The organism is Paracoccus seriniphilus (genome assembly GCF_028553745.1).
In the GTDB taxonomy this organism is placed as follows: domain Bacteria; phylum Pseudomonadota; class Alphaproteobacteria; order Rhodobacterales; family Rhodobacteraceae; genus Paracoccus; species Paracoccus seriniphilus.
Genome location: NZ_CP067129.1, coordinates 2,127,691 through 2,149,589, shown reverse-complemented (window position 1 = coordinate 2,149,589; position 21,899 = coordinate 2,127,691). Strand labels below are relative to the sequence as shown.

Annotated in this window: 17 protein-coding genes; 9 read left to right on the top strand and 8 right to left on the bottom strand. The window is 61.1% G+C overall.

All coding sequences use genetic code 11. The features are described 5' to 3' along the window. Positions 1-102: 102 nt before the first annotated feature. The 5 genes from xdhA (at position 103) to JHW44_RS10470 (ending at position 7,544) form a co-directional block, all read left to right on the top strand. Entirely contained in the window at positions 103-1,560 is a 1,458-nt protein-coding gene (gene xdhA / locus JHW44_RS10490; protein ID WP_089344532.1) for a xanthine dehydrogenase small subunit, read from the top strand. Further along, a complete protein-coding gene (gene xdhB / locus JHW44_RS10485; protein ID WP_089344533.1) occupies positions 1,557-3,863 on the top strand; it encodes a xanthine dehydrogenase molybdopterin binding subunit in 2,307 nt (768 codons plus the stop codon). Before xdhA ends, xdhB begins: the two co-directional genes overlap by 4 nt. After that, positions 3,860-4,597 (top strand): xanthine dehydrogenase accessory protein XdhC, encoded by a 738-nt coding sequence (xdhC, locus tag JHW44_RS10480; RefSeq protein ID WP_089344534.1) that lies wholly within the window; start codon positions 3,860-3,862, stop codon positions 4,595-4,597. The genes xdhB and xdhC overlap by 4 nt, the downstream gene beginning before the upstream one ends. Next, positions 4,585-5,883, top strand: a complete 1,299-nt coding sequence (gene guaD / locus JHW44_RS10475) for a guanine deaminase (RefSeq protein ID WP_089344535.1) — start codon at positions 4,585-4,587, stop codon at positions 5,881-5,883. Before xdhC ends, guaD begins: the two co-directional genes overlap by 13 nt. A 227-nt stretch (positions 5,884-6,110) precedes the next feature. Then, entirely contained in the window at positions 6,111-7,544 is a 1,434-nt protein-coding gene (locus JHW44_RS10470) for a mannose-1-phosphate guanylyltransferase/mannose-6-phosphate isomerase (protein ID WP_089344605.1), read from the top strand. A 69-nt stretch (positions 7,545-7,613) separates the two neighbouring features. Here JHW44_RS10470 and metH read toward each other — a convergent pair whose 3' ends face one another. The 3 genes from metH to JHW44_RS10455 form a co-directional block, all read right to left on the bottom strand. Further along, on the bottom strand, positions 7,614-10,334 hold the full coding sequence (metH, locus tag JHW44_RS10465) for a methionine synthase (protein ID WP_089344536.1): 2,721 nt from the start codon (positions 10,332-10,334) through the stop codon (positions 7,614-7,616). Further along, complete coding sequence (locus tag JHW44_RS10460; protein ID WP_089344537.1) at positions 10,327-11,370, bottom strand: homocysteine S-methyltransferase family protein; 1,044 nt, start codon at positions 11,368-11,370, stop codon at positions 10,327-10,329. The genes metH and JHW44_RS10460 overlap by 8 nt, the downstream gene beginning before the upstream one ends. A 95-nt stretch (positions 11,371-11,465) precedes the next feature. After that, positions 11,466-11,927, bottom strand: a complete 462-nt coding sequence (locus JHW44_RS10455; RefSeq protein WP_089344538.1) for an Lrp/AsnC family transcriptional regulator — start codon at positions 11,925-11,927, stop codon at positions 11,466-11,468. A 136-nt stretch (positions 11,928-12,063) separates the two neighbouring features. Between JHW44_RS10455 and hppD the strand changes: the two genes are divergently transcribed. Continuing rightward, positions 12,064-13,176 carry a 4-hydroxyphenylpyruvate dioxygenase gene (gene hppD / locus JHW44_RS10450; protein ID WP_089344539.1) on the top strand — a complete coding sequence of 371 codons (1,113 nt, stop codon included), beginning with the start codon at positions 12,064-12,066 and terminating at the stop codon, positions 13,174-13,176. 40 nt (positions 13,177-13,216) lie between these two features. Further along, positions 13,217-13,582 (top strand): Rieske (2Fe-2S) protein, encoded by a 366-nt coding sequence (locus tag JHW44_RS10445; protein ID WP_089344540.1) that lies wholly within the window; start codon positions 13,217-13,219, stop codon positions 13,580-13,582. A 92-nt stretch (positions 13,583-13,674) separates the two neighbouring features. Here JHW44_RS10445 and JHW44_RS10440 read toward each other — a convergent pair whose 3' ends face one another. The 5 genes from JHW44_RS10440 to JHW44_RS10420 all read right to left on the bottom strand — a co-directional run bounded on the left by JHW44_RS10440 (position 13,675) and on the right by JHW44_RS10420 (position 18,820). After that, positions 13,675-14,715, bottom strand: coding sequence for an ABC transporter substrate-binding protein (locus JHW44_RS10440; RefSeq protein ID WP_089344541.1), 1,041 nt, complete (start codon positions 14,713-14,715; stop codon positions 13,675-13,677). Positions 14,716-14,842: 127 nt separating this feature from the next. Further along, positions 14,843-15,712 carry a polyphosphate kinase 2 gene (ppk2, locus tag JHW44_RS10435; protein ID WP_089344542.1) on the bottom strand — a complete coding sequence of 290 codons (870 nt, stop codon included), beginning with the start codon at positions 15,710-15,712 and terminating at the stop codon, positions 14,843-14,845. Positions 15,713-15,716: 4 nt separating this feature from the next. After that, positions 15,717-16,655, bottom strand: coding sequence for a homoserine O-succinyltransferase (locus tag JHW44_RS10430; RefSeq protein ID WP_089344543.1), 939 nt, complete (start codon positions 16,653-16,655; stop codon positions 15,717-15,719). Between the two features lie 4 nt (positions 16,656-16,659). Continuing rightward, positions 16,660-17,520 (bottom strand): ATPase, encoded by an 861-nt coding sequence (locus JHW44_RS10425; protein WP_089344544.1) that lies wholly within the window; start codon positions 17,518-17,520, stop codon positions 16,660-16,662. A 166-nt stretch (positions 17,521-17,686) separates the two neighbouring features. Beyond that, complete coding sequence (locus JHW44_RS10420; protein WP_089344545.1) at positions 17,687-18,820, bottom strand: OmpP1/FadL family transporter; 1,134 nt, start codon at positions 18,818-18,820, stop codon at positions 17,687-17,689. A 269-nt stretch (positions 18,821-19,089) separates the two neighbouring features. Between JHW44_RS10420 and guaB the strand changes: the two genes are divergently transcribed. Both guaB and JHW44_RS10410 read left to right on the top strand, forming a co-directional pair. Continuing rightward, entirely contained in the window at positions 19,090-20,538 is a 1,449-nt protein-coding gene (guaB, locus tag JHW44_RS10415) for an IMP dehydrogenase (protein ID WP_089344546.1), read from the top strand. Positions 20,539-20,688: 150 nt separating this feature from the next. Further along, positions 20,689-21,840, top strand: a complete 1,152-nt coding sequence (locus JHW44_RS10410) for an RsmB/NOP family class I SAM-dependent RNA methyltransferase (protein ID WP_089344547.1) — start codon at positions 20,689-20,691, stop codon at positions 21,838-21,840. The last annotated feature ends 59 nt before the right edge of the window (positions 21,841-21,899 follow it).

Below are 21,899 nucleotides of genomic sequence, written 5' to 3'. Positions count from 1 at the left end.
CTAGGCTTTCCCTGTCTCGTGCAAGGTCTTCCATTCGAGACAAAACAGACCGTTTCCTGTTCCGGCATCGGTCGGGACAGAGGCAAAGCCAGGAGGGACGACATGACAACCGAGCTGCGCTTTCTGCTGAACGATCAGGAGGTCCGCCTGTCCGCCGTTCGCGCGTCGGACACGCTGCTGGGTTATCTGCGCGAGGAACGGCGTCTGACCGGAACCAAGGAAGGCTGCGCCGAGGGCGATTGTGGGGCCTGCACGGTGCTGGTCGGGCGTCTGGGGCGCGACGGCCTGATTTATGAGCCGGTCAATGCCTGCATCCGTTTTCTGGCATCGCTGCATGGCCAGCATGTCGTCACCATCGAATACCTGAAAGCCCCGGATGGAGGGCTGCATCCGGTGCAGCGGGCCATGGTGGACCATCACGCCAGCCAATGCGGCTTTTGCACGCCGGGTATCGTCATGTCGCTTTGCGGGCTGTGGATGACACAGCCGGATGCCTCTGACGCGCAGATCGAGCAGGCATTGCAGGGCAATCTGTGCCGCTGCACCGGCTATGCGCCCATCATTCGCGCGGCGCAGGCCGTTGGGCGCGAGGGGGGGCAATCTGACGATCTGTTGCAAGGTGAACGCGACCGGGTCACAGGGCTTTTGCGTGACATGCAGGGTCGGCGGATCGAGCTGAACCGCGATGGTCAGCGCGCGATCATTCCCGCCGACACGGATGATCTGGCCGAAATACTGGCGCAAACCCCCGATGCAAGGCTGGTTGCGGGGGCGACCGATGTCGGGCTTTGGGTCACCAAGCAGATGCGGAACATTTCTCCGGCGGTTTTCATCGGCCATCTGATGAAGGAAATCAGCGAAACAGAGACCGAAATCCGACTGGGTGCGGGGGTGACCTATAGCGAAGCAGCGCCGGTCATTTCCAGCCATTTCCCCGCCGCGCGAGAATACTGGAACCGCATCGGTGGCTGGCAGGTGCGCAATATGGGGACCATCGGGGCAAATATCGCCAATGGCTCGCCCATTGGCGATACGCCGCCGCTGCTGATCGCGCTGGGGGCGCGGCTGATTCTGCGGCATGGCATGACGCGGCGCGAGATCGCCCTGCATGATTTCTTCATCGACTACGGAAAACAGGATCTTCGGACGGGTGAATTCGTCGAACAGGTCGTGATCCCGACCTGCCCGCAGGCGCGCATCGCCGCCTACAAGATCAGCAAGCGCAGCGACAGCGATATTTCCGCCGTGGCGGCAGGGTTTTGCATTGCGCTTGAAGATGGCCGGATCGCTGATGCCCGGATCGCCTTCGGGGGCATGGCAGCAACGCCGAAACGGGCCAGCCATGCCGAGGCCGCGCTGACCGGTCAGCCCTTCAGCGCCGACAGCTTTGCTGCCGCGGCCGATGCGCTGGCAGATGATTTTCAGCCCCTGACCGACTGGCGCGCCAGCGCCGAATACCGCCTGACCGTCGCGACCAATCTGTTCCGCCGGTTCTGGCTGGAGCAATCCGGCACGGATCAACCGGTCCGCTTGCCCCTTGCCATGGAGGAGCGCGCATGAGTGAACCGACCGGCATCAAGGGCGGCGCACATAGCGATACCGTGCATGACAGCGCCATCAAGCATGTCACCGGACGCGCCGAATATACCGATGACATGAACGAACCTTCAGGTCTGGTCCATGCCTGTCTTGGTCTGTCCGACTGCGCGCATGGAAAGATCGCCGATATGGATTTTTCCGACGTGCTGGCATCGGAAGGGGTGTTGGGGGTGCTGACAGCCAGCGATCTGGCAGGAGTGAACGATGTTTCACCCAATGGCCTGAATGACGATCCGATCCTTGCCGATGGGCATGTGATGTTCTGGGGGCAGCCGGTCTTTGCCGTGGTCGCCCTGACCCGCGATCAGGCAAGGCGCGCGGCGCAAAAGGCCCGCATCAGCTATCAGCCCTTGCCCCATGCCATTGATCCCATTGCCGCCCGTGAGGCCGACATGGGCTATGTCACCGCGCCGATGACCCTGCGCCGCGGCGATGTCTCGGCCGGCATGAAAAGCGCGCCGCATCGGATCCGCGGAAGTTTCCGGATCGGGGGGCAGGATCATTTCTATCTAGAAGGACAGATCGCCATCGCCGTGCCCGGCGAGGATGACGAGATGACCGTCAATGTCTCGACCCAGCACCCCTCCGAAGTGCAGCATATGGTGGCACATGTTCTGGGTGTTCCCAGCCATTCCGTCGTGGTGAATGTCCGGCGGATGGGCGGCGGTTTCGGCGGCAAGGAAACCCAGATGAACCTCTTCGCCTGCGTGGCCGCCGTGGCCGCAAGGCGCTGGAACCGCGCAGTCAAGATACGCCCCGACCGTGACGATGACATGATCGCCACCGGCAAGCGCCATGATTTCGTTGTCGATTACGAGGTCGGGTTCGATGATCAGGGACGCATCCTCGCCGTTCAGGGCGACTGGTATGCCCGCTGCGGGTTCTCGGCCGATCTGTCGGGGCCGGTGACGGACCGGGCGCTGTTTCATGCCGACAACGCCTATTTCTACCCCGATGTCGAATTGCGCAGCCACCCGATGCGGACCAATACGGTCAGCAATACCGCCTTTCGCGGCTTTGGCGGCCCTCAGGGGGTGATCGTGGCCGAACGGATGATCGAGGAAATCGCCTATGCACTGGGCCGCGACCCCTATGAGATCCGCCAACGCAACCTCTATCGCAACGGGCAGTTGACTCCCTATCATCAAGAGGTCTCGGACCAGATCCTGCCGCGTATCTTCGATGAACTGGAACGCAGTAGCGACTATCAGAAACGTCGGCAGGCAGTATTGGACTGGAATGCGCGCGGCGGCGTGATTCGCAAGGGGATCGCGCTTACCCCGGTGAAATTCGGAATCAGCTTTACCGCCACATGGTTCAATCAGGCCGGGGCGTTGATCCACATTTATGCCGATGGCTCGATCGCGCTGAACCATGGTGGCACGGAAATGGGGCAGGGGCTGAACACCAAGGTCGCCCAGATCGTGGCCGAGGCCTTCCAATGCGATCTCTCACGCATCAAGATTACCCGGACCACAACCGAGAAAGTCCCAAACACCTCTGCCACGGCGGCCTCTTCGGGAACCGACCTGAATGGCATGGCAGCACTGGATGCGGCCGAACAGATCAAGTCACGACTGGTCGAATTTGTTGCGGAAAGATGGCAGGTCCGCCAGGAGGACGTGCAGTTCATCCCCGGCCATATCCGCGCCGGAGATCGCGATATTCCCTTCAATGAGGTCATCTCTGCCGCCTATATGGCGCGGGTACAACTGTCGGCGGCGGGTTTCTACAAGACCCCCAAGATCCATTGGGATCGCGCGACCGGACGAGGTCGGCCCTTCTACTATTTCGCCTATGGCGCTGCGGTCTCCGAGGTTTCCGTCGATACGCTCACCGGCGAATATGTCATCGACCGCACGGATATCCTGCATGACGTGGGCCGCAGCCTGAACCCGGCCCTGGACAAGGGGCAGATCGAAGGCGGCTTCGTTCAGGGCGCGGGCTGGCTGACCTGCGAGGAACTCTGGTGGGATGACCAGGGACGGCTGCGCACCCATGCGCCCTCGACCTACAAGATCCCGCTGGCCTCGGACCGTCCACGCATCTTCAATGTGCAACTGGCCGATTGGTCGGAAAATGCCGAGCGCAGCATCAAACGCTCCAAAGCCGTGGGAGAGCCGCCCTTCATGCTGGGCATTTCGGTCTTCGAGGCCATCAATATGGCGGTCGCCTCGGTTGGCGGCTATCGCGAACCTGCTCGGCTTGATGCGCCCGCAACGCCCGAACGCGTGCTGATGGCCATCCAGAGGCTGACCTCATGATCCGGGTTCGTGTTGCACAGACCTTCGGCTCGACCCCGCGCGAGGCCGGGGCCGAGATGTTTGTCGGCCCCGACAGCGTCACCGGCACGATCGGCGGCGGGCAACTGGAATATATGGCCATCGACCGGGCAAGACAGATGCTGGCGCAGGATCAGGCCAGCGCAAGCATCGAGATCCCACTTGGTCCCGAAATCGGGCAATGTTGTGGCGGTCGGGTGGTCCTGACGCTGGATCGCAAACCGGCAACGCCGCGCCATGAGCCAAGGGTGCTGATCTTCGGCGCCGGCCATGTGGGCCGCGCACTGGCCCTGGCATTGCTTCCCCTGCCGGTTCAGGCGGAACTGATAGATGAACGTCCGCATGAACTGTCGCGGGCCGCAGCCGGCATCAGGACACGGCTGACGCCACTTCCCGAAGAACTGCTGCGCACAGCTCCTGCAGGCAGTGCGGCGGCCATTCTGACCCATGACCACGCGCTGGACTTCCTGCTTGCCACCGAAGCATTGGCGCGCGGTGATATGGTCTATGTCGGCATGATCGGCAGCGCCACCAAACGCGCCCGTTTCAATCGCTTCGCACGCTCGAAAGGCATTGATCCCACGCCCCTCACATGTCCGATCGGCACGGGCTTCAGCTCCGACAAGCGCCCCGAAGTCATCGCCGCATTCACTGCCGCCGAATTGATGGCGCGCCTGACAGCTTCTTCTTCGAGAAAATACCCATGCAACATCTGATCCGAGGACGTGTTCTCGATTTTCACGCGGATCCGGCCGACAGTGATGACAATCACCGCTATCTGCCCGACGGTGCCATTCTGACCGAAGGTGGCAAGATCGTCGCGGTGGATGATTACGCCAATCTGGCCCGCCCCGATCTGCCCGAGACCGACCACCGGCCCTGGCTGATCCTGCCGGGCTTCATCGACCCGCATATCCATTTCCCTCAGGTGCAGGTGATCGCCAGCTGGGGCGCGCAATTGCTGGACTGGCTGCACACCTATACCTTCCCCGAGGAGGCACGCTTTGCCGACAGCGATCACGCCACGCGCATGGCAGGCTTTTTCCTCGATCAGCTGATCGCCCATGGCACCACTTCGGCCGCAGCCTTCTGTTCGGTTCATGCCACCAGCGCCGAAGCTTTGTTCACTGCTGCCGAGGCTCGTGACATGGCGATGATCGCAGGCAAGGTTATGATGGACCGCAATGCGCTGCCCGCCGTTCAGGATACGCCGCAACAGGGCTATGACGACAGCAAGCGTCTGCTGGAAAAATGGCATGGCCGGGGGCGGCAGCGCTATGCCATCACGCCGCGCTTCGCGATCACCTCCAGCCCCGAACAGATGGAGGCCACGGGAGCGCTGGCCCGCGAATATCCGCAATGTCATGTCCAGACCCATATGAGCGAAAACCTGGAGGAAATCGACTTCACCCTCAGCCTCTATCCCCAAGCGCGGGATTATCTGGATGTCTATGAAAGCCACGGCCTTCTTTCGGAGCGACTGCTGTTGGGTCATTGCATTCACCTGCGCGAACGCGAAATCATGCGCCTGGCCGAAAGTGGCAGTCGCGCGGTGTTCTGCCCGACATCAAACCTGTTCCTGGGGTCGGGACTGTTCGATCGCGACGGGCTGCGCAAGGCGGGGGTCACCACGGCCGTCGCCACGGATGTGGGCGGGGGAAGCAGCTATTCCATGCTGCAAACCCTGAACGAAGGCTACAAGATCCTTCAGTTGCGTGGCCAAATGCTGCACCCTCTTCAGGCCTTCCACTGGGCCACGCGGGGGAACGCGTTGGCGCTGGGAATGCAGGACAGCATCGGCACGCTGGCGCCGGGTTCGGCTGCTGATCTTGTTGTGCTGGATGCCCGTGCGACCCCGGCCATGGCGATGCGGATGGAGCGTGCCGAGACCCTGTCCGAAGAACTGTTCATCCTGCAGATCATGGGGGACGACCGATCCGTCGCCCAGACCTATGTTTCCGGCCGCCCCATGAAGGCGGGTCGATCTCCGGCTTCAGGGTGAGGCAGGGGGCATGACCTTGTTCGCACGGGCAGCGCGACCTTCAGGCGGCGCAGAAATTCAAATTCGGGCAAAGCCATGCCTTGGCGCAGAGTTGCGCATGAGCTATCCGTTTTACAACGGCTTTTTGCCGAAAGCCGTCATGACCGCCGCAGGCAGGTCGTCACGAAGCGCCCCGTCGGGCGATGCAGTTTGAAGGTGCGGCGCATCCGCGCACGCGGGAGTATTGGATGGGTATGATTACACCAGTGTTGATGGCAGGCGGGTCGGGAACGCGTCTTTGGCCCGTGTCGCGCAAAAGCTTTCCCAAGCAATTCGCGCCGCTCATCGGTGAGGAAACGCTGTTCCAGGCATCCGCTCGCCGTCTGTCCGGGGCCTTCTATGGCGAGCCGATGGTGATGACGAATGCGGATTTCCGCTTCATTGTCGCCGAACAGCTGGAGCAGATCGGCATTTCGCCCGAGGCGATCGTGATCGAGCCGGCAGGACGCAATACCGCGCCCGCCATTCTGGCCGCCGCCTTGATGGTCGCGGCACAGGATCCCGACCGGCTGCTGCTGGTTGCGCCCTCTGACCATGTGATTCCCGATGCCGAGGCATTTACCCGCGCCGTCGAACAGGGGATCGAACCGGCGAAAGAGGGGCGCATCGTGACCTTTGGCATCACGCCGGATCGTCCCGAAACGGGGTATGGCTATCTGGAGCTTGCCGGGCAGGGTGAGGGGCCGCAGCCCCTGACGCGCTTTGTCGAAAAGCCCGAAGCCGCGCGCGCGGCGCAAATGCTGGAAGCCGGGAATTTCCTGTGGAACGCAGGTATCTTCCTGTTCAGTGCCCGCACCATGATCGAAGCTTTCCGCCAGCATGCCCCCGCCTTTGTCGAACCGGTTCAGGCGGCGATCGACGGGGCCAAGACGGATATCGGTTTCCTGCGCCTTGCAGCCAAACCCTGGGACGGGCTGGGGGATGAATCCATCGATTATGCGGTGATGGAAAAGGCCGATAACCTGACCGTGGTCCGCTTTTCGGACCGCTGGTCCGATCTGGGCGGTTGGGATGCCATCTGGCGGGAAACACTGGAGCGCAGCCCCTCCGAGGATGGCGTGGCGCTGACCGGGCATGCGACGGCGATCGATTGTCATGACGTGCTGCTGCGTTCGGACAGCGATGACCTGGAAGTCGTCGGCATTGGCCTGAAAGACGTGATGGTCGTGGCAACCAGCGATGCGGTTCTGGTGGCTGACAAGGACCGCGCGCAGGACGTGAAACAGGCGGTGACCGCGCTGCGCAAGAAGAACCGCAAGCAGGCGGTGGCGTTTCCGCGCGATCACCGGCCCTGGGGCTGGTTCGAAACACTGGCGCTGGCCGACCGCTTTCAGGTCAAGCGCATTGTTGTCAAACCGGGGGCGGCTCTCTCGCTGCAAAGCCATGTTCACCGGTCGGAACATTGGATCGTCGTTTCAGGCACAGCCAAGGTGACCGTGGATGAAACCGTGACCCTGGTGACCGAAAACCAGTCGATCTACGTGCCCCTGGGCGCGGTGCACCGGATGGAGAACCCGGGCAAGGTTCCGATGGTCCTGATCGAGGTGCAGACCGGCTCTTATCTGGGGGAAGACGACATCATTCGTTACGAAGATGTCTATGCGCGCGACAGCGACGACTAGGCCACAAGACAGGTGACAAGACGGGCAGGGGGCGATCCATGACGGTCGCCCCCTTGTCCATTGTGCCACTCAGGCGGCATTTTCCTTGCGCACATAGTTGAGCACGGGTGCCAGCCAGCGTTCGACCTCGGCCAGATCCATGCCCTTGCGTGCAGCATAGTCGCGGGCCTGATCTTCCTCGATCTTGGCAACACCGAAGTAATAGGACTCGGGATGGCCGATATAGAGCCCCGAGACCGAACTTCCCGGCCACATCGCCATGCTTTCGGTCAGTTCGACGCCGGTGTGTTTCTCGGCCTCCAGCAGGCGGAACAGGGTCAGCTTCTCGGTATGATCGGGCTGTGCCGGATAGCCGGGCGCGGGGCGGATACCGGCATAGGGTTCCTTGATCAATTCATCCGGGGCATAGGTTTCATCCGCGCCATAGCCCCAGTATTCCTTGCGCACCCGTTCATGCAGCATTTCCGCCATGGCTTCGGCAATGCGGTCGGACAGCGCCTTGACCATGATCGCGCCGTAATCGTCATTGGCGCGTTCATAGCGGGCGGCAATCTCCTGTTCTTCCGGCCCCGAGGTCACGACGAAGCCGCCGACATAGTCGCGATGACCTTCGGGCGCGACGAAATCGGACAGGGCCACATTGGGGCGTCCGCCGCGCTTGCTGACCTGTTGGCGCAGGGTGTGCAGCGTGGCCAGTTCCTGCTGGCGGTCCTCGCCGGTGAACAGGCGGATGTCATCGCCCGCCGAATTGGCTGGCCAGAATCCGACCACCGCGCGCGGTTGGAACCATTTTTCGGCGATGATGCGCGCCAGCATCTGCTGGGCATCGTGATACAGGCTGCGCGCCGCTTCGCCCTGCTTTTCATCCTCAAGGATGCGCGGATAGACGCCCTTCAGCTCCCATGTCTGGAAGAACGGGGTCCAGTCGATATAGCGCGCGATCTCGGCCAGATCCCAATCGTCCACGACATGGGTTCCGGTAAAGCCGGGGGTTCTGGCTTCGAAACCGGTCCAGTCCAGCTTCAGCGCGTTGTCGCGTGCTGCCTGAAGCGAGAGGCGGGTCTTGGCGGCCTCTGACCGTTCGTGCCTTTCGGCGACCTGCGCATAGTCATCGCGGATGCCGGCGACATAGCTTTGCTGCTGCGCCGGGCTGAGCAGGGCAGAGACAACGCCGACCGCACGGCTGGCGTCGGTGACATAGACCGCCGGTCCCTTGGAATAGCGCGGCGCGATCTTGACGGCAGTGTGGATCTTCGAGGTCGTGGCGCCGCCAATCAGCAGCGGGATCTCGAAGCCCTCGCGCTCCATCTCGTTGGCCAGATGGACCATTTCATCCAGTGATGGCGTGATCAGACCCGACAGACCTATCACATCGACCTTCTCGGCCCGGGCGACTTCCAGGATTTTCTGGGGCGGCACCATCACGCCAAGGTCGATCACCTCGTAGTTGTTGCAGGCCAGAACGACGCCGACGATATTCTTGCCGATGTCATGCACATCGCCCTTGACCGTTGCCATCAGAACCTTGCCCGCGGTCTCACGTTCGGTCCCGCCATTCAGGCGTTTCTCTTCTTCCATATAGGGAAGAAGAACTGCCACGGCCTGTTTCATCACCCGTGCCGATTTCACCACCTGCGGCAGGAACATCTTGCCCGCGCCGAACAGATCGCCCACGACATTCATTCCCGCCATCAACGGGCCTTCGATCACATGCAGAGGGCGCTCGGCTGAAAGGCGGGCTTCCTCGGTATCGGCATCGATATATTCGGTGATGCCATTGACCAGCGCATGTTCCAGCCGTTTTTCGATCGGCCATTCACGCCATGTCAGATCCTTCTCGCGCCGTTGTGCCCCGCCATCGCCACGGAAACGTTCGGCGATCTCCAGCAGGCGTTCGGTTGCGGTGCCGCCCGATTCGGGCTGGCGGTTCAGAACCACATCCTCGCAGGCGTCGCGCAGATCGGGATCAATCTGGTCGTAGACAGCCAACTGACCGGCATTGACGATGCCCATATCCATGCCCGCCTGAATGGCGTGATACAGGAACACCGCATGCATCGCCTCGCGCACGGGTTCATTGCCGCGAAAGCTGAAAGACAGGTTCGACACGCCACCCGAGACATGGGCATGGGGCAGGTTCTGGCGGATCCAGCGGGTGGCCTCGATGAAATCGACGCCGTAATTGTCATGCTCCTCGATTCCCGTCGCCACGGCGAAGATATTGGGATCAAAGATGATGTCTTCGGGCGGGAAGCCGACCTCATCGACCAGAATGCGATAGGCGCGGGCGCAGATTTCGATCTTGCGTGCGCATGTGTCGGCCTGACCCTGTTCGTCAAAGGCCATGACCACAACCGCCGCGCCATAGGCCAGGCAAAGCCGGGCGTGATGGCGGAACTGCTCTTCGCCTTCTTTCATGCTGATCGAATTGACGACCGGCTTGCCCTGAACGCATTGCAGACCGGCCTCGATCACTTCCCATTTCGAGCTGTCGAGCATGATCGGCACGCGGGCGATATCCGGCTCGGCCGCCAGCAGGTTCAGGAATTCGACCATGGCGGCTTTGGAATCGATCAGCCCTTCATCCATGTTGATGTCGATGATCTGGGCGCCGTTTTCCACCTGATCGCGGGCGACCTCTAATGCGGTGGCATAGTCACGATTCTTGATCAACTTGCGAAAGCGGGCGCTGCCGGTGACATTGGTGCGTTCCCCGACATTCACGAAAGGGATGTCGGGCGTCAGGACAAAGGGCTCCAGGCCGGATAGGCGCAACTGGCGGTCAGGCATATTCGGGGACCTTTCTCGGAGAAAATTCGGCCACCGCCTCGGCAATGGCGCTGATATGTTCGGGGGTGGTGCCGCAGCAGCCGCCGACCACATTGACCAATCCGTCGCGGGCGAAACCGGCGATCTGGCGCGCAGTGTCATCGGGTCCTTCGTCATATTGGCCAAAGGCATTGGGCAGGCCGGCATTGGGATAGGCGCAGATCAGCGTATCGGCCACGCCGGAGAGTTCCGCCAGATGCGGGCGCATCGCCTCGGCCCCAAGGGCGCAATTCAGCCCGACCGTCCAGGGCTGGGCATGCCGCACGGAATGCCAGAAGGCCGTCGGCGTCTGCCCCGACAGGGTGCGCCCAGAAGCATCGGTGATCGTGCCCGAAATCATCAGCGGCAGGCGTTGGCCATGCGTCTCCATCGCCTGCATGCAGGCAAAGATCGCGGCCTTGGCATTCAGCGTGTCGAAGATTGTCTCGATCAGCAGGATATCGGCACCACCTTCGATCAAACCGTTGGCCTGCTGCAGATAGGCCTGACGCAAATCGTCAAAGGTCACGGCACGATAGCCCGGATTGTTCACGTCCGGGCTGATCGATGCGGTGCGGTTGGTCGGTCCCAGGGCGCCGGCAACCCAGCGTGGGCGCCCGTCCTTGGCGGTGGCACGGTCCAGCGCCCGGCGCACGATGCGCGCACCCTCGACATTCAGATCATGCACGGCATTTTCCAGCGCGTAATCCGCCTGTGCGATCGTGGTCGAGGAAAAGGTGTTGGTTTCCACGATATCCGCGCCAGCCATGGCATAGCGATAATGGATATCCTCGACCGCCTCGGGCTGGGTCAGGATCAACAGGTCGTTGTTGCCCTTTTGCGGATGATCCGTGTGATGGCGGCAGACATGGCCCGAGGCGTGACCGGTATAGTCATCCTCATCCAGCCCAAGCTGCTGGATCTGGGTGCCCATCGCCCCATCCAGAATCAGAATGCGTTCAGAGGCAGCGCGGTTCAGCGCTGCGAAAGCGGGTGAGAGTGGAAGCTTGCCGGTCATGTTCGCGCCTTTGTCAGGAAGCAGGCAACATAGGCGCGCTTCTCGGCGACGGCAAATTCATAATATTCCAGAAGATGATGAGCGGATTCGATAATCTAGCCGAGCGAGACGCCCCTTTCATCCTTGAGCGTCTTGAGCACGATTTCCGAGCGAACCTGCGACACCTGCGGATGGGGCAGCAGATGGCGATGCACGAAATCGGCAAAGGCATCCAGATCGCGTGCACGCACATCCAGCACATAATCCGCATCGCCCGAAACTGAAAAGGCCGAACGGATCAGCGGCTGTGCGGTGACAAATCGCGCGAAATCGCTTTCCTTGCCCTGTCCATGGCTGGACAGGTTCACCCGGATCACCGCCCGCAGCCCATAGCCCAGTTTGGCAGCGCTGAGGCGGGCCGAATACCCTTCGATCACGCCCGCCTGTTCCAGCGCGCCGCGACGGCGAGAGCATTGCGATGGCGAGAGATTGACGATCTCGGCCAGCGCCGCATTGGTCATGGATCCGTCTTTCTGCAATGCGGCAAGCAACGCGATATCATAGCTGTCCAGTTCCATTTTGTGCGCATCTTTCCGACTGCATGCATGTTTCGTGCGATAATGCGCGAAGAGCGCGTTCCTTCGCAAGGTTTTTGCAGCGTGGTGATGGCATCATGAAGACAGAGCGACATGACACAACGAACAGGAGCATGCCATGGGACCATTTCCTCATGACGCCCCCAAGGCGACTATCAGCGCATCCAACCCGGCGGGCACCGATGGTTTCGAATTCGTGGAATTTGCCCATCCCCAGCCCGAGATTCTGGACAGGATCTTTCGGCAGATGGGGTTCACCCCCGTTGCCAGACACAGGACCAAGAACATCACCCTGTATCGCCAGGGAGACATCAACTATCTGCTGAACGCCGAAGCCGACAGCCACGCGGCGGAATTCGTCCGCGATCACGGCCCCTGTGCGCCTTCGATGGCATGGCGGGTCGTTGATGCACAGGCCGCGCTGAAGCGCGCGCTGGATCTGGGCGCGACCGAATATACCGGCAGCGGCAAATCCCTGGATGTGCCGGCGGTCTATGGCATCGGTGGCTCGCTGCTGTATTTCGTCGATACCTACGGCGAGGACGGCAGCGCCTATGAAGCCAATTTCGACTGGCTGGGCGAGGTCAATCCGCGCCCCGAGGGTTTCGGTTTCTATTACCTCGATCACCTGACCCACAACGTGATCCGCGGCAATATGGACACCTGGTACAAATTCTACCACGACACGTTCAATTTCCGCGAAATCAAGTATTTCGACATCAAGGGCAAACAGACCGGCCTGGTCAGTCGTGCCTTGACCTCGCCCGATGGCAAGATCCGGATTCCGATCAATGAATCCACCGATGATCACAGCCAGATCGAGGAATATCTGCGTGAATACAAGGGCGAGGGAATCCAGCATATCGCCATTGCGTCGGAAGATATCTATGCGGGCACGGACAGGATTGCCGATGCCGGTATGGAATTCATGCCCGGACCGCCCGACACCTATTACGAAATGTCGCACAAGCGCGTCAAAGGACATCAAGAGCCGATCGACCGCATGAAGCGGCGAGGCATCCTGATCGATGGCGAAGGCGTCGTCGGCGGCGGAGAGACCCGAATCCTGCTGCAGATCTTCTCGAAAACCGTGATCGGGCCGATCTTCTTCGAATTCATCCAGCGCAAGGGGGACGACGGCTTTGGCGAGGGTAATTTCCGCGCCCTGTTCGAATCGATCGAGGAAGACCAGATCCGCCGTGGCGTTCTTGACGCCACCCCGGCCGAATGATGGAGAAGGCCCTGCCGTTGGCGGGGCCGCATTGGCAGCAATGAGTTGGACCGATTATTCCTCGGCGCCTGCGCCGGGCACCCGGCTTTGCCTGGCCGAAGAGGTCAACGAACCGGCAGCCCTGACCGTGGAAACGGAAAAGGGCAGCTTTCCCCTGTTGATCATGCGGCGCGGTGACGGCTTTCGGGCTTATGTGAATGCCTGCCCCCATCAGTTCCTGCCGCTGAATTATCGCGGCGACCGGATCCTGTCGGCGGATGGCACGAAGTTGCTTTGCACTGCCCATGGCGCGCGGTTCGACATCGACACCGGCGCGGTCGTCGAAGGGGCGGATTGCGGCTTGGAGCCGGTGCCGATCGAAGTGGTCGATGGCGCGATCCATATTGCCCGTGATGACGCGGCCTGACAGTGGAGGCCTGCCTTTGGGTGAAACGGCAAGGGGCCGGGCTGCATATCGCATCCCGGCCCCGCAACATTTTCATCCTTTGAAAGGCGTGATCAGAAACCAGCCTTGATCTTTTCGAACTCGGCCAGCTGTCTTTCGCGCTGTTCGGGTGAATTCGGTGTCTGCGACAGGATTGGCGCATTGGTTTCCGACAACCCGTCCTTCACCGCCTGCTCGTCTGCCACCGTCGCCATGGCTTCGGTCGATGTGTGGCCATAGCCGATGGCATCAAGCAGCGCCTTGCCTGCCGAGGGCTCCAACCAGGCATTGATGAAGTCATAGGCCTTGTCTTCGCTGCCAGGGGCGTCCTTCAGATTGACGAAACCGCAGAAGAAGGTCGAGGAACCCTCTTTCGGGGCCCGTTCAAAGCCGACCGGATAGTTGTCCTCTTGCAGATAGACCACGCCGTCATTCCAGGACCAGGCGATATCCACGGCACCCGAAGCCATCAGCTGCGCTTGTTCCGACGGATCTGCCCAATAGGCCGCGACATTCTGATGGGCCTGGCGCAGCCATTCGGCGGCCGCATCGAATTGCTCGTCGGTGACTGCGGTCCAATCCGTGGTGCCGGTCGCCAGATAGGCCAGCGCCCAGACATCATCAGAACTGTCGGGCAAAGAAGTGCGGCCCTGATATTTGGGATCGACGAAGACCTGCAGGGTTGAAACGTCCTCCTGCGGCACGGTCTCGGTGTTATAGGCGATGGCCGTTGCGCCCCAGTCTGTGGGAATATACCAGACGCCGTCATCATCCTTGAACACTTCGGATGCCAGGAATTTCGGATCCAGCGTGTCAAAGGCCGGGATCCTCGACACATCCCATGGTTCTATCAGGCCGGCGTCGCGATATTTGCCGACCATCTGGCTGCAGGGGTGAACCACATCCGCCTTGAAGCCCGAGGCAAGCTTCTGGAATGCTTCATCATCGTCGCCGTAAAAGGCGAAGGTCGGGCTGTCGCCATGTTTGTCGATATAGCCCTGAAAGATCTCGGGCTCCTCGAAACCTGCCCAGTCAAAAACTGTCAGTTCCGGATCTGCAGCGAATGCGGGCAGCGCCAGACCGGCGGCAAGAAATGTTGTCGTCATCAAACGCATGAGATGGCTTTCCTGTTGGAGACTCTCCAAGACGCTAGCCCCAGCCCATGGACCAAGCAAGAGCCTTGCGTGCCCTGCCGCGCATGCGTCGTCGGGGCCGGCAAGCCATCTGCCAAGGGGCGTGTGCTCAGGCGTCCAGCATTTCCGGGCCGCCGGCAATCATCTTGTCGACGGTCCCGATCATGGCGCTGTCCTTGCCGGGAAAATCGACCGCATGCAGGATGGTCTGAATCGCGGCGATCCGGGCGCGGCGCTTGTCGTCGGAACGGATCACCGTCCAGGGTGAAATCGGCGAATGCGACAGATGCAGCGTGTCGTGGATGGCCTCGCTGTATTCATCCCATTTGGCCAGCCCTTCGACATCGACATTCGACAGCTTCCATTGTTTCAGCGGGTCCTTTTCGCGCGCCAGAAAGCGGATCAGTTGTTCGGCCCGACCGACATTCAGCCACAGCTTGACCAGCGTGATGTTGTCATCAACCAATGTCTGTTCAAAATTCGGCAGTTGCCGGAAAAAGGCGCTGCGCTGCGGACCGCTTGAGAAACCGAAGACCCGTTCGACGACGCCGCGGTTGTACCAGCTGCGGTCGAACAGGGCGATCTCTCCGCCGGCAGGCAGGCGGGCAACATAGCGCTGGAAATACCACTGGGTCGTCTCGCGTTCGGTCGGTTTGGGCAGGGCGACGATATAGCATGACCGGGGGTTGAGGTTCTGGCGCACACGTTCGATCGTGCCGCCCTTGCCGGCGGCATCGCGGCCTTCGAACAGAACCACGACACGTCGCCCGGTGGTTTTCACACCATGTGTCATGCGGACCAGCTGAAGCTGCAGGTTCTCCATCCGGGACTGATATTCGTCCTTGTCCATCTGCTGCCGATAGGGGTAGCTCCGATCCAGGATCTCGTTCTTGCCGGCCTTCTCGATGGTTTCGCGGATCTCCTTGGGCGCACCGTTCTGCAGATAGTCGCTGATCTGGCCCACCAGAGGCATGCTCATCGTATCAGCCATGGTCTTGTCCCTCTCCGATGCGCGACATGTCATAGGATGTCGTCTGGTAGATTTCGTTGATCCAGTTACCGTAGAGCAGATGGGCGTGGCTGCGCCAGCGGTTCAACGGCGGCTGCGTCGGATCGTCATCGGGATAATAGTTCCGGGGGATATTGACCGGCTTTCCGGCCTCGACATCGCGGTCGTATTCTTCCTTCAGCGTGGTGCTGTCATATTCCAGATGGTTGAAAATATACAGCGCCCGCCGCGATTTGTCCTCCAGCAGGCAGGGGCCGACCTCATCGCTGGCCAGCAGCGTGGTCAGATCGGGGCATTGATCGACCTCGGCCTGATTGATCTCGGTCCAGCGGCTGACCGGAACCAGCACGTCATCGGAAAAGCCGCGCAGATAGGGCGAGGTCTGGTCAAGATTTCGATGGCGGAAACAACCGAAGGCCTTCTGCTTCAACATATGCTTTTGCAGGCCGTGGAAATGCCATGCCATGGCCATGCCGCCCCAGCAGACCCCAAAGGTGGAATGGACGTGACTTTGGGTCCATGCAAAGACGCGGGTCAGTTCATCCCAATAGGTGACCTGATCGAAGGGCAGATGCTCGATCGGGGCGCCGGTGATGATCAGCCCGTCGAATTTCTCGCCCGTGGCCTCGACGTCGCGAAAGGGGCGATAAAAGCTCTCCATGTGATCGGCGGCGGTATTGCGGCTTTCGTGATCGGACATGCGGATCAGCTGGAAATCGATCTGCAGCGGCGTGGCACCGATCAGACGGGCAAACTGGTTTTCCGTCTGGATCTTCTTGGGCATCAGGTTCAGCAGCCCGATCCGCAGGGGCCGGATGTCCTGGGTTGCGGCCCGTCCCGGCGACATCACCATCACGCCTTCATTCGACAGGATGCGATATGCGGGCAGGTTCTCGTTCAGGGTAATGGGCATGAAATCAATCCTTGCGGTCGATGGCGCGGGCGATCAGGGCGTTGAAGTCCTCGGGGCTGCGGATCTGTGACACTTCTTCTGCGGTGATGGTCACGCCGCGTTGTGCCATGGCCTCATAGCGAGGCTGGCGATGGGCCAACGCCCGCGCATAGGTCCAGCGGATGAAGTCGTCGGGGTTGACCTCATCTTCCTGCAGGCCCTTTTCCACGCGATAGGAAATCCAGGCATCTTCCAGAAACTGTGGCTGGTAATACATCGGCTTGGGCGCGCGGTCGAACCGGCGGACCAGTTCAGCGGTATGGGCCTCGGTTCCCTTGATCCATACCATCAACAGATCCCGCTCCATCGCCGTCAGAACCGGGTCCTGCGGATCCTGCGGATCAACCACCTCGCAGATCGAGCCGCCGGAATCGCAGACGAAATGCGGAATGTTGTAGATATCTATCGCCCGGTCCAGGAAATGGCGGGTGTCCAGCAGGGCCGAGATTTCGGCATGACGATGCTGGTTCTGACGCAGGCAATATTCGGTGAAGTCCAGGCCGCCGCGGCTGGCGCTGCCCGGTTTGCCCAGATAGGTCGACAGCGGCGCAAGGTTTTCAAAGGTGATATTGCTGGCGATATAGACGCTGTCCGACATCAGCAGTTCGCGCAGAAACGGGACCTTCATCGCCTCGCGCTTGAAGTTGTCGGCGATGAATTCGCCCATGTAGCGGGTGCCGATACGGTAATCGATCGAATAGTGGAACCAGTTTCCCGCGTCGCGCAGCATGTTGGACAGATAGGTTTTGCCCAGGCCGGACATGCCGAACAGGACGACCCGTTTGTTTGCGGATTCCAGCCACTCGCGGCCACTGCCATAGATCATCACGCACCCCTTGCTGCTGGCGCCATAACTAGTGGCTCGACGCGCCATAGGGAAGGGCAGGGAGCGGTCATGCTTTCCGCCGCGCAGGTCGGTCACGGCACGGGGCGGCACCGGCATGAAAAAGGCGGCCCGAACAGGGCCGCCTTCGGTCGTGGTGTCAAGGCGATCAGAAGCTGTAGCCGATACGGATACCCACGCCCCAGAGGTCGTTGTCCTCCATCGAGGCGCGCGCCGTGTCGTTGGTTTCCGGCTTGGCATCGCCCAGTTTCGTATAGTTGATGCCGGTGGTGATCTTCATGTTGTCCATGGTGTAGATCGCGGCAAGCGTGATGCCCATGCGGCCGTTCGTCGGGGCCAGCGGCGACACCAGATCATCGCCATCCGGCTCATAGGTGAAGGCGGCCGAACCCGACCATGTTTCCGAGAATTTGCGCCCGATGCCGATCGTATAGGTCGTGGTGTCTTCCAGTTCGACAAGCCCGGCCCCGGTCACGGATGTGAAATTCTGGGGATCGACCAGGAATTCGCTCCAGTTGACCCAGCGAACCGATCCGAAAAGCAGGGTATCGGCGGCGATGCCGGTCTGGAATTCCAGGTTGACGGCTTCGGGGGTCGAGACGGTGGTGGTCGATTCCCCGTTCAGCAAGGGCAGATCACCGAAAGGCGTCGAGATCAGCGGCCCGGTTTCGACGGTGTCGAAATCATGGTCGATCTTCGAGTTGTAGGTCAGTGAGACCCGTGCCGCATATTCGGGAATTTCATAGGCTGCGCCGACGACATAGCCCACGCCCCACGCCCCGTCGAGATTGACGTTATATCCCGCCACCGAGCTGTAGGCTGCGCCGTCCAGCGTCACATCGCCATCGGCATATGATCCGCGGATACCGCCGTGAAACGAGATGTTGTTGTCGAACTTATAGCGCAGCAGGGCGGTATATGTGGTGGAATTCACCTCGACTGCGGTGCCGCCCAGCAGGACCGAACCGCCATTCAGGGCCGAGGCATAGCTGAGATCGGCACCGAAGGGCTGTTCGATGATCAGGGCGCCCGACAGGTTCTGGTTGAACTGATGCTTGTAGGCCAGGCTGAAGAAACCGTATCCATTGGCGACATCGCCGGTGGAATAGCCAAGTGAATCCGTGCCCTCGACGCTTGGGGTGACGGCGCCAAAGCCGAGTTCCACGTAATTCCCGTCCTCGAACAGGGCACTCAGTGACTGGGGTGCCCGTTCGATACCACCGGCAAAGGCGGGTGCAGTGCTTACCAGCAGCGCCGCGAGACCCGAATATGCAAACTTCATGATTGTTACCTCCCTTTGTCGGATCAGATGACCCTTGGGTGCAGAGTAAACAGAGTAAACGGCGAATCAATCTGCGTCCCCGGGAAATAGGCTTCTTGGTTAATGTGACCTTGCGACACAGTGACATTGTCGCAACGTGTTCGTGATGGCCGATTGCCGCACCCATGCCTGAATCTGCGTCCTGTGAAAAATGCATCCGCGGGCTGGACAATCCCGCCGCCGCGTGAAAGGGGAAACTGCCAAACGAAATTGCCGCAAGGACCCCCGCCATGCAGATTCGTGAGGCTTTGACCTTTGATGATGTTCTTCTGGTACCCGCCGCTTCGACGGTGATGCCATCCACTGCGGATGTGACGACCCATGTCACCCGTTCGATCAGGATGAATATTCCCCTGCTGTCATCCGCGATGGATACCGTCACCGAAAGCCGGATGGCGATCGCGATGGCGCAATCGGGCGGCATGGGCGTCATTCACCGCAACCTGACGACCGAGCAACAGGCCGATGAGGTCAGCAAGGTCAAGCGTTTCGAATCCGGCATCGTGTTCCGGCCGATCACCCTGCGGCCCGACCAGACGCTGGCCGATGCCAAGGCCCTGCAGGAACGCTATAACGTCACCGGTTTTCCGGTCGTTGACTCGGAAGGCCGGGTGCTTGGTATCGTGACCAATCGCGACATGCGTTTTGCCAGCGATGACAAGACGCCGGTGCGTGCCATGATGACCTCGGAAGGTCTGGCCATGCTGACCGAGCCTGCGGACCGCGAGCAGGCCATCAACCTGATGAAAGAGCGCCGGATCGAAAAGCTGCTGGTCACCGATGGCCAGGGCAAGCTGACCGGTCTGCTGACGCTGAAGGACACCAAGAATGCCGTCCTGAACCCCCAGGCCTGCAAGGATGATCTGGGACGTCTGCGCGTCGCCGCGGCCTCGACCGTCGGGGACGAGGGATTTGAACGCAGCATGGCCCTGATCGAGGCTGGCGTGGACATGGTGGTGATCGACACGGCGCATGGCCATTCGGCGGGCGTCGCGAAATCTGTCGAACGCGTCAAGGCCCATGCGGGTGACGTTCAGGTTGTCGCCGGCAATGTCGCAACGGCCGAGGCGACCCGGGCGCTGATCGGCGCGGGTGCGGATGCCGTCAAGGTCGGCATCGGGCCGGGCAGCATCTGCACCACGCGCATCGTCGCCGGTGTCGGCGTGCCGCAGCTGACAGCGATCATGGATGCGGCTTCGGCGGCGGGCGATATCCCGGTGATCGCCGATGGAGGCATCAAGTTTTCGGGCGATTTCGCCAAGGCCATCGCGGCGGGTGCAAGCTGTGCCATGGTCGGCAGTGCAATCGCCGGCACCGATGAAAGTCCGGGCGAAGTGATCCTGTACCAGGGGCGCAGCTTCAAATCCTATCGCGGCATGGGCAGCATGGGTGCGATGGCGCGCGGCAGTGCCGATCGCTATTTCCAGAAGGACGCCGCAACCGACAAGCTGGTTCCCGAGGGCATCGAAGGTCAGGTGCCTTACAAGGGGCCGGCAGGCACCGTCATCCATCAGCTGGTGGGCGGGCTTCGTGCGGCCATGGGCTATACCGGATGTGCAACCATTGCGGAAATGCGCCGCAACTGCGAATTCGTCCGCATCACCGGGGCAGGGCTGAAGGAAAGCCATGTCCATGATGTCTCGATCACGCGCGAAAGCCCCAACTACCGGATGGGATGATCCTCGCATGCGCGGCCCGTCTGTTCGGGCGGACCGCGCAATGTCGGGGCCTCTTTTTTTTGGGGGCGGGCAAAGCTGGAAGGATGGGTTCATGATTCCTGATGCGCAGTCGAGATGGTCTTGTCCTGACCGGGATCGCCGAGGTCGCGCATGACTCCGGCAGCGCGTATCGCATCCGCTATCGAGATTCTTGATCGCGTGCTGGCGGGACATCCGGCCGAGCAATCGCTTCTGCGTTGGTCCCGCGCCAGCCGCTTTGCCGGGTCGGGTGATCGTGCGGCCGTGCGTGACCTGGTCTTCGAGGCGCTGCGTCGGCGCAACAGCCTTGCCGCGCTTGGCGGCGGTTGTGACGGGCGCCGTCTGATGATCGGAATGCTGCGGGATGGTGATACCGATCCCGACACGGTCTTCACCGGCATGGGCCATGCCCCCGCGGCACTGAGCGATGCCGAGCGTCATCAGGGTGTGGATTCACCCCCGGTGATCGACCTTCCTGAATGGATCCTGCCGTTCTGGCGCGAATCCCTGGGGGAGGAAGCGGACAGGATTGCCGCCCTCATGGGACAGCGCGCTCCGGTCTGGCTGCGCGTGAACGGGCGCAAGTCCAGTGTCGAGCAGGCACTGGCCGCGCTGGCCGATGATGGCGTTGAGGCCAAGGCCGATGATCGGCTGGAGGGCGCCTTGCAGGTGACTTCGGGCGAGAGGCGGATTGCGCGAAGTGGGGCCTATCTGGAAGGCCTGGTCGAACTGCAAGACCTGTCGCCGCAGATGGCCTGTGCCGCGTTGCCGCTGAAATCGGGTGACCGGGTTCTGGATTACTGCGCAGGTGGGGGCGGCAAGGCGCTGGCGCTGGCGTGCCGGCAGGGTGGCCTGAAAATTGACGCCCATGACGCAGATCCCGGACGGATGCAGGATATTCCGGCGCGTGCGGCGCGTGCGGGCGTCTCGATCAGGTTGACTGACAGGGTCGCGGGAAAATATCAGCTGGTGGTGGCCGATGTGCCATGTTCGGGCTCGGGCACGTGGCGGCGCAGCCCGGATGCGAAATGGCGTCTGGACGAGAAGAATCTGGACAATCTGACCGCGACCCAGTCGCAGATACTGGATTCCTGTTCGAAATTCGTCGCCCCGGCCGGGCATCTGGCCTATATGACCTGTTCGTTGCTTGACGAAGAGAATGACCGGCAGATCGCGGCCTTCCTGTCGAGAAACGACCGGTTTTCCCTGATTTCACGTCAGCTCTGGACCCCGGTGACGGCCAGCGACGGATTTTTCCTGGCGCTCTTGCAGAGAAATCCGTGATTTTCCGGGCTGCAATGGATTAACCCGATGTTAAGCTCTCTGCCGCAAGTTTTTCAGCG

What these genes read in the sequence shown, in the direction of transcription:
- JHW44_RS10470 (WP_089344605.1), top strand. Translation starts at nt 6,111, where the DNA reads ATGGGTATGATTACACCAGTGTTGATGGCAGGCGGGTCGGGAACGCGT.
- JHW44_RS10445 (WP_089344540.1), top strand. Translation starts at nt 13,217, where the DNA reads ATGAGTTGGACCGATTATTCCTCGGCGCCTGCGCCGGGCACCCGGCTT.
- xdhC (WP_089344534.1), top strand. Translation starts at nt 3,860, where the DNA reads ATGATCCGGGTTCGTGTTGCACAGACCTTCGGCTCGACCCCGCGCGAG.
- xdhB (WP_089344533.1), top strand. Translation starts at nt 1,557, where the DNA reads ATGAGTGAACCGACCGGCATCAAGGGCGGCGCACATAGCGATACCGTG.
- JHW44_RS10455 (WP_089344538.1), bottom strand. Translation starts at nt 11,927, where the DNA reads ATGGAACTGGACAGCTATGATATCGCGTTGCTTGCCGCATTGCAGAAA.
- guaB (WP_089344546.1), top strand. Translation starts at nt 19,090, where the DNA reads ATGCAGATTCGTGAGGCTTTGACCTTTGATGATGTTCTTCTGGTACCC.
- JHW44_RS10420 (WP_089344545.1), bottom strand. Translation starts at nt 18,820, where the DNA reads ATGAAGTTTGCATATTCGGGTCTCGCGGCGCTGCTGGTAAGCACTGCA.
- ppk2 (WP_089344542.1), bottom strand. Translation starts at nt 15,712, where the DNA reads ATGAGCATGCCTCTGGTGGGCCAGATCAGCGACTATCTGCAGAACGGT.
- metH (WP_089344536.1), bottom strand. Translation starts at nt 10,334, where the DNA reads ATGCCTGACCGCCAGTTGCGCCTATCCGGCCTGGAGCCCTTTGTCCTG.
- guaD (WP_089344535.1), top strand. Translation starts at nt 4,585, where the DNA reads ATGCAACATCTGATCCGAGGACGTGTTCTCGATTTTCACGCGGATCCG.
- JHW44_RS10430 (WP_089344543.1), bottom strand. Translation starts at nt 16,655, where the DNA reads ATGCCCATTACCCTGAACGAGAACCTGCCCGCATATCGCATCCTGTCG.
- JHW44_RS10460 (WP_089344537.1), bottom strand. Translation starts at nt 11,370, where the DNA reads ATGACCGGCAAGCTTCCACTCTCACCCGCTTTCGCAGCGCTGAACCGC.
- xdhA (WP_089344532.1), top strand. Translation starts at nt 103, where the DNA reads ATGACAACCGAGCTGCGCTTTCTGCTGAACGATCAGGAGGTCCGCCTG.
- hppD (WP_089344539.1), top strand. Translation starts at nt 12,064, where the DNA reads ATGGGACCATTTCCTCATGACGCCCCCAAGGCGACTATCAGCGCATCC.
- JHW44_RS10410 (WP_089344547.1), top strand. Translation starts at nt 20,689, where the DNA reads ATGACTCCGGCAGCGCGTATCGCATCCGCTATCGAGATTCTTGATCGC.
- JHW44_RS10440 (WP_089344541.1), bottom strand. Translation starts at nt 14,715, where the DNA reads ATGCGTTTGATGACGACAACATTTCTTGCCGCCGGTCTGGCGCTGCCC.
- JHW44_RS10425 (WP_089344544.1), bottom strand. Translation starts at nt 17,520, where the DNA reads ATGATCTATGGCAGTGGCCGCGAGTGGCTGGAATCCGCAAACAAACGG.